This window comes from Actinacidiphila acididurans, assembly GCF_016918855.1.
Classification (GTDB): Bacteria; Actinomycetota; Actinomycetes; order Streptomycetales; family Streptomycetaceae; genus Actinacidiphila; species Actinacidiphila acididurans.
On sequence record NZ_JADKYB010000015.1, the window covers coordinates 70,917 to 83,234 of the forward strand.

General features: G+C 73.5%; 13 protein-coding genes. 8 read left to right on the forward strand and 5 right to left on the reverse strand.

Annotated features, from left to right (window positions below; all coding sequences use genetic code 11):
- Nucleotides 1-115: 115 nt before the first annotated feature.
- A complete protein-coding gene (locus ITX44_RS26055) occupies nucleotides 116-1,051 on the forward strand; it encodes a universal stress protein (RefSeq protein WP_205359824.1) in 936 nt (311 codons plus the stop codon).
- 196 nt (nucleotides 1,052-1,247) lie between these two features.
- On the opposite strand, the gene ITX44_RS26060 is transcribed toward ITX44_RS26055, so the two are convergent.
- A complete protein-coding gene (locus ITX44_RS26060; protein WP_205359825.1) occupies nucleotides 1,248-1,769 on the reverse strand; it encodes a hydrogenase maturation protease in 522 nt (173 codons plus the stop codon).
- Nucleotides 1,770-1,976: 207 nt separating this feature from the next.
- Between ITX44_RS26060 and ITX44_RS26065 the strand changes: the two genes are divergently transcribed.
- The 5 genes from ITX44_RS26065 to ITX44_RS26085 all read left to right on the forward strand — a co-directional run bounded on the left by ITX44_RS26065 (nucleotide 1,977) and on the right by ITX44_RS26085 (nucleotide 6,630).
- On the forward strand, nucleotides 1,977-3,137 hold the full coding sequence (locus ITX44_RS26065; RefSeq protein ID WP_205359826.1) for a 4Fe-4S dicluster domain-containing protein: 1,161 nt from the start codon (nucleotides 1,977-1,979) through the stop codon (nucleotides 3,135-3,137).
- The gene (locus ITX44_RS26070; RefSeq protein ID WP_307795488.1) at nucleotides 3,134-3,607 is read left to right on the forward strand and encodes a Crp/Fnr family transcriptional regulator; all 474 of its coding nucleotides are present in this window, start codon (nucleotides 3,134-3,136) and stop codon (nucleotides 3,605-3,607) included. Before ITX44_RS26065 ends, ITX44_RS26070 begins: the two co-directional genes overlap by 4 nt.
- An 8-nt stretch (nucleotides 3,608-3,615) precedes the next feature.
- Entirely contained in the window at nucleotides 3,616-4,422 is an 807-nt protein-coding gene (locus ITX44_RS26075; protein ID WP_205359828.1) for an FAD/NAD(P)-binding protein, read from the forward strand.
- 85 nt (nucleotides 4,423-4,507) lie between these two features.
- The gene (locus ITX44_RS26080; RefSeq protein ID WP_205359950.1) at nucleotides 4,508-5,266 is read left to right on the forward strand and encodes an NADH-quinone oxidoreductase subunit B family protein; all 759 of its coding nucleotides are present in this window, start codon (nucleotides 4,508-4,510) and stop codon (nucleotides 5,264-5,266) included.
- Complete coding sequence (locus tag ITX44_RS26085; protein ID WP_205359829.1) at nucleotides 5,263-6,630, forward strand: Ni/Fe hydrogenase subunit alpha; 1,368 nt, start codon at nucleotides 5,263-5,265, stop codon at nucleotides 6,628-6,630. The genes ITX44_RS26080 and ITX44_RS26085 overlap by 4 nt, the downstream gene beginning before the upstream one ends.
- Nucleotides 6,631-6,772: 142 nt before the next feature.
- Here ITX44_RS26085 and ITX44_RS26090 read toward each other — a convergent pair whose 3' ends face one another.
- The 3 genes from ITX44_RS26090 to ITX44_RS26100 all read right to left on the reverse strand — a co-directional run bounded on the left by ITX44_RS26090 (nucleotide 6,773) and on the right by ITX44_RS26100 (nucleotide 10,185).
- A complete protein-coding gene (locus ITX44_RS26090; RefSeq protein WP_236061682.1) occupies nucleotides 6,773-8,197 on the reverse strand; it encodes a serine/threonine-protein kinase in 1,425 nt (474 codons plus the stop codon).
- 291 nt (nucleotides 8,198-8,488) lie between these two features.
- A complete protein-coding gene (locus tag ITX44_RS26095; RefSeq protein WP_205359831.1) occupies nucleotides 8,489-9,061 on the reverse strand; it encodes a hypothetical protein in 573 nt (190 codons plus the stop codon).
- Nucleotides 9,062-9,168: 107 nt separating this feature from the next.
- Nucleotides 9,169-10,185, reverse strand: a complete 1,017-nt coding sequence (locus tag ITX44_RS26100) for a hypothetical protein (RefSeq protein ID WP_205359832.1) — start codon at nucleotides 10,183-10,185, stop codon at nucleotides 9,169-9,171.
- A gap of 838 nt (nucleotides 10,186-11,023) precedes the next feature.
- On the opposite strand from ITX44_RS26100, the gene ITX44_RS41485 reads away from it, so the two are divergent.
- Together ITX44_RS41485 and ITX44_RS41490 are read left to right on the forward strand one after the other, a co-directional pair.
- Complete coding sequence (locus ITX44_RS41485; protein WP_236061628.1) at nucleotides 11,024-11,440, forward strand: trypsin-like serine protease; 417 nt, start codon at nucleotides 11,024-11,026, stop codon at nucleotides 11,438-11,440.
- 153 nt (nucleotides 11,441-11,593) lie between these two features.
- Nucleotides 11,594-11,845, forward strand: a complete 252-nt coding sequence (locus tag ITX44_RS41490) for a hypothetical protein (protein ID WP_236061630.1) — start codon at nucleotides 11,594-11,596, stop codon at nucleotides 11,843-11,845.
- A gap of 210 nt (nucleotides 11,846-12,055) precedes the next feature.
- On the opposite strand, the gene ITX44_RS26110 is transcribed toward ITX44_RS41490, so the two are convergent.
- Nucleotides 12,056-12,223, reverse strand: coding sequence for a hypothetical protein (locus ITX44_RS26110; RefSeq protein ID WP_205359833.1), 168 nt, complete (start codon nucleotides 12,221-12,223; stop codon nucleotides 12,056-12,058).
- Between the last annotated feature and the right edge of the window lie 95 nt (nucleotides 12,224-12,318).

Here is a 12,318-nt window from a genome sequence, read left to right on the forward strand (position 1 = left end):
CGGCCTGCCGCGTCGTAGGGCCGGCCGGGGCCCGGGCACAGGGACCAAAGGCCCTGCGGGGCCGGGGCCGGAAGGCGCCTCCTTGCCGCTGGTACGCCCGGACACAGTCGTCCGTATGGCGCCCGGAAGGCCGCTGGCCGAGCCTGGGTACGGCGCGCAGCCGCGCGGCCACGACAAGGCGGTGACCGGTATGACACGGCACGTATTGGTGGGAATCGACGGTTCCCCGCAGAGCATGGCGGCGGCCTACTGGGCGGGCGAGGAAGCGATGATGCGGGACACGGCGGTGCACCTGCTGAATGTGTGGCGGGCGCCGACGAGCCATGTGCGGTTCTCGCCTGATCCGGAAGGAATCCGCCTGTGGGAGGAGAGCCGGCTGGGCGAGGTCGCCAAAGTACTGTCCGACCGGTATCCCGCGCTGACCGTCACCCTGGAACAGGCTCACGGCACCCCCATGAAGGTGCTGCTGCGGGCGGCCGCGACCGCGGACCTGGTCGTCCTCGGCTCCCGCGGTTTCGGCTCGGTGGCCGGGTTCCTCTACGGTTCGGTCGGCCTCCACGTGCTTGCCCGCGCCGATCGGCCGGTGGTGCTGGTCCGGTCGGCGGCCGGCCGCGACACCCCCGGTGGCCGGATCGTGCTCGGCGCCGATCTCGATCACCCCTGCGACGCGCTCGTTGCCTTCGCCTTCGAGGAGGCCGCCGCACGCGGCGCCCTTCTTCGGGTGGTCCACGTGTGGGACGTGCGCAGGGAGTACGGATACGGCGGCCCCGCCCTCGATCCGCGGTTGGCGCGTGAGCTGCGCGAAGAACGGGCCCGGAAACTGGCGGACCTTCTCGCGCCGTGGCGCGCGCGGCATCCCGGTGTCCAGGCCCTCGGGGAAGTCGTCGCGGGCCCGGTGGCCGAGACCTTGCTGGAGGAGGGGCGGGCCGCGGACCTGATGATCGTCGGACGGCGCAGGCGACGCGGCCCCGGCGCCGTGCACATCGGGCCCGCCACCCATGGCATCGTCCACCATGTGGCGTGCCCGGTCGCGGTGGTTTCCCACGACTAGACGAAGACATTCATGCCGCGAGCGAGACCGCCCCGCTCGGCCGTACGGACCCCACGGTGGAGAAGGCGAATTTCGGCCCGGGCCACGACCGGCAGGCTGATGTCGCCGAGGAAGCAGCTCTCGACCGGCTGGAGTCCCCGTGAGCCGAGACGAAGTACCGCGGACCCGCGGGCGGCGCATGCGGAGTCCGGCCGGCTCATCCGTGCCGAGGCGCCGTGGGCAGAGGGCCCGCGCGCCGCAACTCCCGCGCGATCGTGTCGGCCACCGTCCCCACCGACGAGGCGACCTCCGGGGACAGGCCGGTGCCGAATCCGATGTCGCCGGCCTCGATGGCGTAGACGATCAGCCGGGCGGGCAACCGGTCGAGCGCCGTGGCCAGCGCGATGGCGTCCCGCAGACCCAGCCCGTGCGAGCCGGCGGTGCCTGCCGCCGGGACCGCGCGACCGCCGCCGGGTTCCAGCCGGTGCACGCGTCCCGGCCGCCCGGGTACGGCACGGGCGGCGTCGACGACGACAGCGAGATCCGCGCCCTCCCACAGGGAGACGAGCCGGGCCGGATCACCGTCGCTGATGTGCAACCGTGTCCCTTCGGGCAGCGGGGACGCTCTTGCGAGCAGTGCGGACACCACGGCCCGGCCGGCCTCGTCGTCATGGCGGAACCGGGTGCCGATTCCGATCACGCTGATCCGTCCGGGGTTCGGGGCGGGGGACGTGTCCATGGCGCTCACTGTCAGGGCCGACGGCGCTCTCCGGACAGCGGGGCGGGGCGGGAAGGGTCCGTACGGGCGACGTAACGGCGGCAGCGGGAGTAACCCGAGGATGTCGTCACGCCGATCGGCGAGCCCTCCCGCCAGGCTGGCCGCTGGTGGGGCCCCTCGGCGGCGGGCCGGGGAGCAGGTCAGGACCAGCGTGCCCGGGAGGTTGCGATGGCGGTGACGTACCGTGCCGCGGTGATCGACAAGGTCGGCCTCGACGCCTTGATCCGGGCGCTGGCCGCCCGCGGCCGCACGGTCATCGGGCCCACCGTCCGGGACGGCGCGATCGTCCTCGCCGAGGTGACCGGCGGAGCGGACCTCCCGTACGGGTGGGGCGTGGCACACGAGGCCGGACGGTACCGGCTCGCACCGCGCCGGGACGGTGCGGCCTTCGCGCACAGCGCCGGCCCGCAGTCCTGGAAGTCCTTCCTCCATCCACAGCGGGAGAGGCAGTGGAGCGCCGACCGCGACGCCGACGGCAGCGTGGTCTTCTCCGCAGAATCCGGGCCGTCACCGTCGTACGCCTTCCTCGGCGTACGCCCCTGCGACCTGCGGGCGATCGCGGTCCAGGATCGTGTTCTGAGCGGCGGCCGGTACCCGGATCCGGCCTACCGGCGCCGCCGGGAGCGCGCCTTCGTCGTGGCCGCGGAGTGCACCGAGCCGGGAGCGACGTGCTTCTGCGTCTCCATGGACAGCGGACCGGCCGCCGGGCCGGGTTACGACCTGGCCCTGACCGAGGTCATCGACTCGGCAGGACACCGGTTCCTGGTGCGGGCCGGCACCGAGGAGGGCGAGTCGCTGCTGGGCGAGGTGCCGTCCCGGCCCGCCGACACCGCGACGCAGGACGCCGCCCATGCCTCGGTCGCCGCCGCGGCGGACCGCATGGGCAGGACCATGCCGCAGGTCGACCTCCAGGTCCTCATGCGCGAAACCCTCACCGCCGCACGCTGGGAGGACGTCGCCTCCCGGTGCCTGACCTGCGGGAACTGCACCATGGTGTGTCCGACCTGCTTCTGCACCACCGCCGAGGACGTCACCGACCTGACCGGCGACCACACGGAGCGGTGGCGCCGCTGGGAGTCCTGCTTCGACCTGGAATTCACCCACCTGCCCGGCGGTCCGGTCCGGGCCACGGGGCTCAGCCGCTACCGGCAGTGGGCCACGCACAAGCTGGGCACCTGGTACGACCAGTTCGGGAGTTCCGGCTGCGTCGGATGCGGCCGCTGCATCGTCTGGTGCCCGGTGGGCATCGACATCACCGAGGAGGCCCACGCCCTGGCCCGCGAACGCGACGGCGGGGTGGCCGCGGGATCCGCGCCGGAGGCGCCGTGACCACCGCCGGACAGCAGTTCCTCGGCGCGCTGTCCGCCGCTCACCGGGATCGGCTGCTCGCCTTCGCCCGTGACCGCTCCTTCCCGGCCGGCGCGCGGGTCTTCGACGAGGACGCGGAGGCCCTGCGGTTCTGGATCCTGCGGTCGGGCCTGGTGGCCCTGGACGCGCAGGTCCCCGGGCAGGGCTCGGTCGTCATGGAGACGCTGGGCCCGGGGGAACTGCTCGGCTGGTCGTGGCTGTTCGAGCCCTACCGCTGGCATCTGGGAGCGCAGGTGCGCGAGCCGGTGGAGGCGTACGAATTCGACGCGCCTCCCGTCCGTGCCGCCATCGAGGAGGATCCGGCCTTCGGCCTGGAACTGACCAGGTGCGTCGCCTCGGTGGCGATCGGCAGACGGCTGCGGGCGTGCCGCATCCGGCTCCTGGACCTCTACGGCGTCCCGCACGTACCGTCCGAGGGCAGCCCGGCATGACGGCGCTCATGACGGGCACGCTGCCGCTGCCGTACCGCGTCGTACGGACCGCGGACGAGACGCCGGACACCGCCGGCATCGTCCTGGAGCCGTCGGGCACGCCGCTCCCGGAATTCTGTCCCGGGCAGTTCGCCATGGTGTACGCCTTCGGCGCGGGTGACATTCCCCTGTCGGTCAGTGCGGTGGACGGTCACCGCCTGACGCTCACCGTGCGCTCGGTCGGCGCCGTCTCCGGCGCCCTGCGGAATGCCGCGGCGGGCAGCACCGTGGGAGTCCGGGGCCCGTTCGGCACCGGCTGGGACGTGCCGGCCGACGGCGACGTGCTGATCGTGGCCGGCGGCATCGGCCTCGCGCCGCTGCGCCCGGTCGTGCGCCGCGTACTGGCGGCCCGGGAGCGGTACGGGCAGGTCGCCGTGCTGATCGGGGCGCGCGGCCCGCGGGACCTGCTCCGGCCCGGCGAGACACGGGAATGGCAGGAGGCCGGGGCGCGGGTCCTCACCACCGTGGACCGTCCCGCCCAGGGGTGGAGCGGAGACGTGGGCGTCGTCACCATGCTGCTGGACCGGGCCGCTGTCGCTCCGGCCGGGACGGCCGCGTTCGTCTGCGGTCCCGAAGTCATGATCCGGGCCACCGCCCGGGAACTCGTGCACCGCTCGGTGCCGGCCGAGCGGATCCAGGTGTCGCTGGAGCGGACGATGCACTGCGGTACCGGCCACTGCGGGCACTGCCAGCTCGGCCCCCTCCTGCTGTGCCTGGCCGGGCCGGTGGTGCCCTGGGACCGGGCCCGGCCACTGCTGTCCGTCAGGGAGCTGTGACGTGCCCGGGCCCGAGCCCGCGGGGACGACCGGACCGGCCACGGGGACGACCGGACAGGCCGCGGCGACCGACCGCCGGCCGACCCTGGCGGTGTGGAAGTTCGCCTCCTGCGACGGCTGCCAGCTCACGCTGCTCGACTGCGAGGACGAGCTGCCGGCCCTGGCCGGCGCGGTCCGGATCTCCTACTTCCTGGAGGCATCGAGCGACACCGGTGCCGGGCCGTACGACCTGTCGCTGGTCGAGGGCTCGGTCACCACACAGCAGGACGTCGAGCGGATCGCGCACATCCGCGGCGTCTCGCGCCGCCTGGTGACCATCGGCGCCTGCGCGACCGCCGGCGGCGTACAGGCCCTGCGCAACTTCACGGATGTGACCGACTACCTCTCCGTCGTCTACGCCCGCCCGGACTACATCGCGACACTGGCGCATTCCACTCCGATCAGCGCGCATGTGCCGGTCGACCTGGAGCTGCGCGGCTGCCCCATCGACCGCGGGCAGCTCATCGAGGTGATCACCGCCTACCTGGCGGGCCGGACTCCCGACGTCCCCCGGCACAGCGTCTGCTTCGAGTGCAAGAGGCGCGGCACCGTGTGCGTCACCGTGGCGCACGGCACCCCCTGCCTGGGCCCGGTCACCCACGCGGGCTGCGGCGCGTTGTGCCCGGCGTACGGGCGCGGCTGTTACGGCTGCTTCGGCCCCTCGTACTCGACGAACTTCCCCGCCTTCGTCCCGCTGTTGCGCCGCGACGGCATGGACACCCTGGACGTGGTGCGGATCCTGCGCACCTTCAACGCCGCGGCCCCGGAGTTCGCGGCGGCCTCGCGTGCGGAGGAGGGCCGATGACCGCGGACGGCACCAGGGTGATCGGTGTCGGCTCCCTGGCCCGGGTGGAGGGTGAGGGCGCCGTGCGGCTCCGTGTCCGCGGCCGCGAGGTCGAGCAGGCGCACCTGGCGATCTACGAACCTCCGCGGTTCTTCGAGGCGTTCCTGCGGGGACGCGGTCACACCGAACCTCCCGACCTCACCTCACGGGTGTGCGGGATCTGCCCGGTCGCGTACCAGATGAGTGCCTGCCAGGCGCTGGAGGACGCCTGCGGGGTCGCCGTCGAGGGACAGCTCGCGGCCCTGCGGCGGCTGATGTACTGCGGGGAGTGGATCGAGAGCCAGACCATGCACATCTACCTTCTGCACGCTCCCGACTTCCTCGGCGCCGACAGTCTGTTCGACCTCGCCCGCGACCACCGCGCCGACGTCGAACGCGGGCTGCGGCTCAAGCAGGCGGGCAACGCGATCGTCGAACTCCTGGGCGGGCGGGCGATCCACCCGGTCAATGTCCGGCTCGGCGGCTTCCACCGCGTCCCGACCGCCCCCGAGCTGCGCCCTCTCGCGGCCCGCCTGGAGCAGGCCCGGGAGGACGCCGAACAGACCGTGCGCTGGGTGGCCGGCTTCGACTTCCCCGACGGGGCCTGCGATCACGAACTGCTCGCGCTCGCCCGTCCCGGCACGTACGCCATCGAGGGCGGCATCCCCACCGTCATGGACGCCCCCGGCGCGCATGCCCTCCCCCCGGACAGCGACAGGTCGCTGCCGACCCGCACCTTCGCGCTGCCCGACTTCCGCGCGCACGTGGTCGAGCACCAGGAGGGCCATTCCACCGCGCTGCACTCCCGGCTCGACGGACGCCGCCACCTGACCGGCCCGCTCGCCCGCTATGCGATCAGCGGACGATGGCTCTCGCCCGTCGCCGTACGGGCCGCGCGCGAGGCCGGGCTCGGCGACCCGCGGCAGGGCACGGCGTGCCGCAATCCCTATCGCAGCATCGTCGTCAGGGCCGTCGAAGTGCTGTACGCGGCCGACGAGGCACTGCGCCTCATCGACGCCTACCGTCCGCCTCCACTGCCCTGCGTGGAGGCACCACCGCGGGCCGGTACCGGGCACGGGGCCACGGAGGCGCCGCGCGGGCTGCTGTACCACCGCTATCGGCTGGCCGCCGACGGGACCGTCGCCGAAGCGGATCTCGTGCCGCCCACCGCGCAGAACCAGGGCGCGATCCAGGAGGACGTACGACTTTCCGTCGAGCGGCGGCTGCGCTCCGGTGACGCGATCGACGCCGAACTGTCGGCATTGTGCGAGCGCGTGATCCGCAACCACGACCCGTGCATCTCGTGCTCGGCGCACTTCCTCGACCTGTCCGTCGAACGGGCCTGATCCGGAGCCGGGCCTCCCTCCCGCCACGGTGCCGACCTCGGGCACCCCGTGGGCCTGCCCGGCGGCCACGCTGCCGGTGCCGGTGGATGCCTGCTGCTGGACGTCGGACGTGCGCGCAGCTTCCGCCCGGCGCCTACGTGGCTTACCGGCCGTCGGCGGGCGGTGTGGTGTCGGGGGTGGTGGGCGGGGGCGTTGCCGGCGTGGGGTCGGTCGTGGGGTCGGTGGTCGGGGCGGTCGCGCCGCCCGTGGGGGTGGGTGGGGGCGTCGCGGCGCTGGGCGCCGAGGCCGGTGGGACGGAGACGGGAGTGGACCGGGAGGGGAGCCCTCGGGGGGAAGTGGAGTGCGAGGACGTCGGGGTGGCCGTGGGCGCCGTCGGCATGGTGCCGGTCGTCTGCTTCGGGGAGGCCGGGCCCGTCGCGGCCGCCTGTGGGCGGTTCGCCGCAGCGGGGGCTGCGGGGGCCGGACCGGCGGCGGCCGGCGCGGCGCCGGACTGCGCGGTGCCGCGGGCGCCCTGACTCGACACCGCATGAGAGGGCACCGTGCGCGAGGGCGCGGCAGGCGAGTTGCCGTCGGCGACGGGAGAGGCGAGAGCCAATGCGGCGGCGGCGATCGCGGCGGCTGCGGTGATCGCCCCGGCGGCCGGCGCTCTGCGCCGGGCCCGCGTACGCTCCGGCGCGGTCGCCCCGGCCCCGGCGCCCGCCGCGAGAGAGCCGTGGAATGCGGGCTCCGCGGCGTCGAAGTCCTCGGCGCCGCCCGGCAGTTCGCCCTGCCAGATGTCTTCGGCGAACCACGCGGCCGCCTCCGCGGCGGTGGGGCGCAGGTCGGGCTGCTTGGCGAGCATTCGCAGCAGGTAGGCGTTCAGTTCCCCCGGCGTCTGCGGGCGCAGCCGCCGCGGCGGTACGGGCGCGTCCTCCACATGCCGGCGCAGCACGACCACAGGGTGCTCGCCGGTGAACGGCGGCTGCCCGGTGAGCAGCTCGTACAACGTGCACCCCAGGCCGTAGACGTCCGCGGCGCTCCCGGCGCGGCCTCCCGCCGCCGCCTCCGGGGACAGGTAGAAGCTTGTCCCGAGCACCGCGCCGGGCGAGGTCACCGCGGCGGTGGTCTCACCGTTGACGCCCCGGGCGATGCCGAAGTCCGCGATCTTCACCGAACCGTCCGCGCCCGCCAGCAGGTTGGACGGCTTGATGTCCCGGTGCACCACTCCGCGCAGATGCGCCGCGGCCAGTCCCGCGGCGGTGTGTGCGGCGACCTCGGCCACCCGGGCGGGGGGCAGCGGCCCTTCCTCGCGCAGTTCCTGTGCCAGGCTGCGGCCGGCGACCAGCTCCATCACCAGGAAACTGCGGCCGCCCTCCGTCCCGGCGTCGTACACACCCACCACGTGCGGGTGGCTGAGGCGTGCGGCGATGCGGGCCTCGTGCTGGAAGCGGGCCACCGCGTCCTCCGCGGATCCGGCCAGCACCTTCACGGCCACCGGCCGGCCCAGGCGCAGATCCCATGCCCGCCAGACCTCACCCATTCCGCCGCGCCCCAGCGGCGCGTCCAGTCGATAGCGATCAGCCAGCATCACAGCGCCGCACTCCTTAGCGCGTCGGTGGCCAGCCGCGGTGACTGGACCGGGGCATTTGCCGGGCCGACGGTGTCGCCACCACCGGGCGCGAGCGGGACCTTCGCTCCCCTGCATCGGTCGTCCGTCGCATCCGCGGCACATGAGGGCCGTCCCAGGACAGCCCGCGGTCCCCTGTCGGCTACCCGCCCTCGGCCGCGCAAACGTCCGAGTTCCGTCGAACGCGTCCGGCGGAGCGACCGGCACCGCACTGAACGTGTCGTTGCCGGTGTACGTGCCGTACGGGAGGCGTCAGCGGATGACGACGGTCGCGTGCCAGGTGCGGTCGGTACCGGGGACGTTGCTGGTCAACTCCGCGGTGCCGGGATCGAGGGCCTGGAAGATGCCGGGGGTGACCCCGACGGGCGCGGTGAGGATCCCGCTGCTGCGCGGCGACAGGACATGGGGCGCGGAAGTGGCGATCGGCGTCCAGCGGGGCGCGCCGGGCTTGTGGCCGCCGGGGGCGGTGAGGAAGACATCGAGCTGCTGCCCGATGGCGAGGCAGTACGTGCCGGACTCGGCCTCGGTGAGGGCTCCGGCCGCGCCCGGCACCTCGGCGGGCGGCGGCTGCTCGCAGTCCGTGGCCGTGGTCGGCCCGGAGGAGGTCGCCGCGGGAGTGCCGGCGGGGGACGAAGGCGTGAGGGAGGCGGCGGAAGCGGCGGGCCGTCCGGAGGGCGACGCGCCGGTGCGGTGGGTTCCGGAGCAGCCTACGGCCAGTGCCCCGGCCAGCAGGGCAACCGTCGGCAGGACCACCGCCGGGCGCAGACTGCCCTTGTGGCCGGGACCCGGGACAGCGGGGGACGGAGCGGGGCGGGACTGTGGCATCGGTGATTCCCCTCCGGGGCGACGGGCAGCCCTGGGGCCGTCCGCCCGATCGGCCGGACGGCCCCAGGGGCCTCGCGGTCACCTCGACAGCACGAGGTGAGGCGCTGTCAGTGCTGGTTGGTGGCGCTGGTGTAGGAGACCACGCAGCCGCCGGCGCCGCCGTTGAAGTTGTTGCTCCACAGCGACTGGACCGCGTAGCTCGCGCCGTTCATCGAGACCACGGCGGACGCGCCCTGACCGCTGGAGATCCAGGCGCACTTGTCGCCGTTCTCCGCGCCGGCGGAGTCCAGCCAGCCGCTGTTCGGCACCGGGTCGGTCACCGTCTCGGCGTACTCGTGGCCGCCCACGATCGTCACGCCCTCGGTGGCCGAGTTCACGCCGCCGCTGGTGGCGACGAAGCCGGAGCCGCACGCCGTTCCCGCGTCGGGCACGTAGGGCATGTTGGTGTACGGCAGGGAGGAACCGCTCGCCGTCGTGCTGGAGTGCCAGGCGCAGTACTGGGTGCCGAAGCCGCTGGGCGTGACGCCGTGCGGGGAGTCGACGATGATCTCGACGTTCGTGCCCGTGACGCCGAAGTGGCTTGCCGCCCGCACCGCCTCGGCGGCGATCTGCGACTGGCTGGCCCGCTTGGGAGCGGTGACGCCGCTGTCCAGCCAGGTGCCGCCGACGGGGTTGGCGGCGGGGTGGCCCACGGGAGTCCCGGCGCCGTTGCACTGGGTGGTCCCGGCCGGGACGCCCTGGCAGTACTGGGTCACCGAGTTGGACCAGGTGTCGCCGTTGCCGTAGGCGTGCTGGAAGAAGGAGAGCTGGAGCGGCGCGACGCCCGACGGGTCGTTGGTGACGGTCGATCCGGTTCCCCACTGGGAGCCCCAGTACACGATGTAGATCGTGGGGCTGGTGACGATCGGGCCGCCGCCGTACACGAGGTTGCTCGTGCCGGAAGCGGCGGGCCCTGCGGCGTGCGCCGACGCGATGTGGTCGGGGTGGGTCGCGGTCTCGGGCACCTGGGCCCCGGCCGGGGAGGCCGCGAGGAGTGCGGCCCCGGCGAGGGCCGCGGCCGACACGGCGGCCGCCGCCATACGGCGGCGCCGGGTGATCCGGTCGAGGAGGGAGGCAGTCAGCAACGTGGGTCCCTTCGAGGGTGTGGGTCGAATGGGGTTGCCGACCGGCGGCCGTCGGTGGACAGCGCCGGCATGGGGCGGTGCGGGGGGATATGACGCGCGCTCGGGAGAAATGCGGTCGATGCACCGGAGCCCCACGGGAATGCAAAAGGAACACATCGCACCTTCCCGATGGAAAGGTGCGCCGTTTCCGCTCGCGTCCAGCAGCGCTTGGCCGACGAGAAAGTAGCGAGCACGCGTATTCCCGGTCAAGAGCCGGGAGCGATGACGCGTGCAACCCGCACGCGGCCGTCCCCGCGTCTCCTCATCCCGGCACCCGAGGGGGCGTTGACACCGCCGTGACCTGGCCGTATAAGCGGCCCTCCGAGCATGTGGGGGGCGTGGCGAGCCACGAGGGGTCGCGACTGCCGATCAATGGAGAACCTTTTAATTGCGCCAGGTCGCGTCGATGACTTCGCCGGTGGAAACGCGCATACGCGCCGGGATTACCCGACCCGTCCGCCGATTCGTTGCCACGTGGCAGGGCGGCTCTTCCGGAGGAACCGCCGCCGCTCTTCTCACCATGCGCATCAAATGCCCTGATTTGCATGGGGGGTTGCGTGTGGACGCACGGAGCCTCACACTTCCCTCGTTCGCGTGAAGTCAGTTCACGCTTCAAGCGGACAGCGGCAGCCGACCAGGGGGAACGGCGTGCTCGGCACGCGAGGTTTCGGTGACACCGCCGGGTCCGGCGGTTCAACTGAGGGAGCTGACGGTGTCGTTGCGAAGGGCAGCATGGCGGACGTCGAGCAGGCGCGCCGGAGTCGGTGCGGCAGCGCTGGCACTTGGACTTGGGGCTGTCATGGCCTTGACAGCACCTGCGTCGGCGATCAACTCGTACAACGCGACCCCCGCCCCGGAGCGGACCGAGGTGGGAGCCCTGATCGCGCAGTGGGACGACGACGGGAACCCGGCGACGCCGGACCGGGTGGACTGGGTCTGCTCGGGCACGATGGTCGACCGCGACACCTTCCTCACCGCGGGGCACTGCACCACCGACTGGCCGGCCGGCGTGCGCTTCTACGTGTCGCTGGACCAGGACGTGCAGTCCGCGCTGGACACCGCGGCCGCCGCGCACCCCGGTGACCCGGCCGCGATCGGCACCGCGGTGGGCGTCGAGGGGACCGCGCACACCGACCCGGCGTATCCCGGCCCGTCCGCCGACCCGCACGACATCGCGGTGATCCAACTGCCGGCCGCCGCCGTGGCGGCCCGCTAGACCTTCACCCCCGCCACGCTCCCGAGTGCCGGCGAACTGAGCGCGCTGGGGCCCCAGCAGCTCAACGACACCCCTTTCCTCGTCGCCGGGTACGGCACCGAGGAGGCCCAGCGCGGCCCCGGCGGCCAGACCCACCCGGGCGGTGGCGTACGGATGAAGGCGCCGGTCACCTTCGACGCCCTCAACGACTCCTGGGTACGGCTGGCGATGACCGAGCCGCAGGGCAACGGCGGCGCCTGCTACGGCGACTCCGGCGGCCCGAACTTCGCCACCCTCGGCGGCCGGCTCGTCCTGACCGCGACCACCATCACCGGGGACACCCCCTGCTACGCGACCAACGTCGCCTACCGGCTCGACACCCCGGCCGCACGGGACTTCCTCGCCCCTTACGTCGCCCTCCCCTGACCTGCCCGAACGGCGCAGCTCCCGCGCACTCGTGTGCCAGTCCGAAGGCGGGCTTCGCGGCGTGTGAGGCGATCGTCCGTGGGGAATGTCCGCCTGCACCGGGTGACCCGCGGGACCCGAGCCCCGGGTCCAGGGCCCCGCGGGAGTCGTATCAAGGTGTGGACGACCACGGAGAGCGCGAACGGGCGCAGGCTGTCCTCGGGTCCGTTCTCATACCGTTCGACCGCCTTGCGTCAGGTTGAGCGGGGAGCAGTCGAGCCGGATACCGCCCTTCCCCCATGCCATCGCCACGGCGCCGGTCGCGAGCCGGGGGCCGAGCGCGGTCGCCGGCGGGACGCTCGCCATGTGCTCGGCCATCGCGTTCTCCCGAATGCTCAACCGCTTTCCACACGACTCACATACGAAAGCGCAGCGCTCCGGAAAATCGTTACGGCGGCCGGCCGCACCACCACTGCGCCCATGGCCCGACCGCA

Bases quoted from the DNA above. Each gene is read 5' to 3' on its own strand.
- ITX44_RS26055 (WP_205359824.1), top strand. From the start codon at position 116: ATGGCGCCCGGAAGGCCGCTGGCCGAGCCTGGGTACGGCGCGCAGCCG.
- ITX44_RS26060 (WP_205359825.1), bottom strand. From the start codon at position 1,769: ATGGACACGTCCCCCGCCCCGAACCCCGGACGGATCAGCGTGATCGGA.
- ITX44_RS26065 (WP_205359826.1), top strand. From the start codon at position 1,977: ATGGCGGTGACGTACCGTGCCGCGGTGATCGACAAGGTCGGCCTCGAC.
- ITX44_RS26075 (WP_205359828.1), top strand. From the start codon at position 3,616: ATGACGGGCACGCTGCCGCTGCCGTACCGCGTCGTACGGACCGCGGAC.
- ITX44_RS26085 (WP_205359829.1), top strand. From the start codon at position 5,263: ATGACCGCGGACGGCACCAGGGTGATCGGTGTCGGCTCCCTGGCCCGG.
- ITX44_RS26090 (WP_236061682.1), bottom strand. From the start codon at position 8,197: ATGCTGGCTGATCGCTATCGACTGGACGCGCCGCTGGGGCGCGGCGGA.
- ITX44_RS26095 (WP_205359831.1), bottom strand. From the start codon at position 9,061: ATGCCACAGTCCCGCCCCGCTCCGTCCCCCGCTGTCCCGGGTCCCGGC.
- ITX44_RS41485 (WP_236061628.1), top strand. From the start codon at position 11,024: ATGGCCTTGACAGCACCTGCGTCGGCGATCAACTCGTACAACGCGACC.
- ITX44_RS41490 (WP_236061630.1), top strand. From the start codon at position 11,594: ATGAAGGCGCCGGTCACCTTCGACGCCCTCAACGACTCCTGGGTACGG.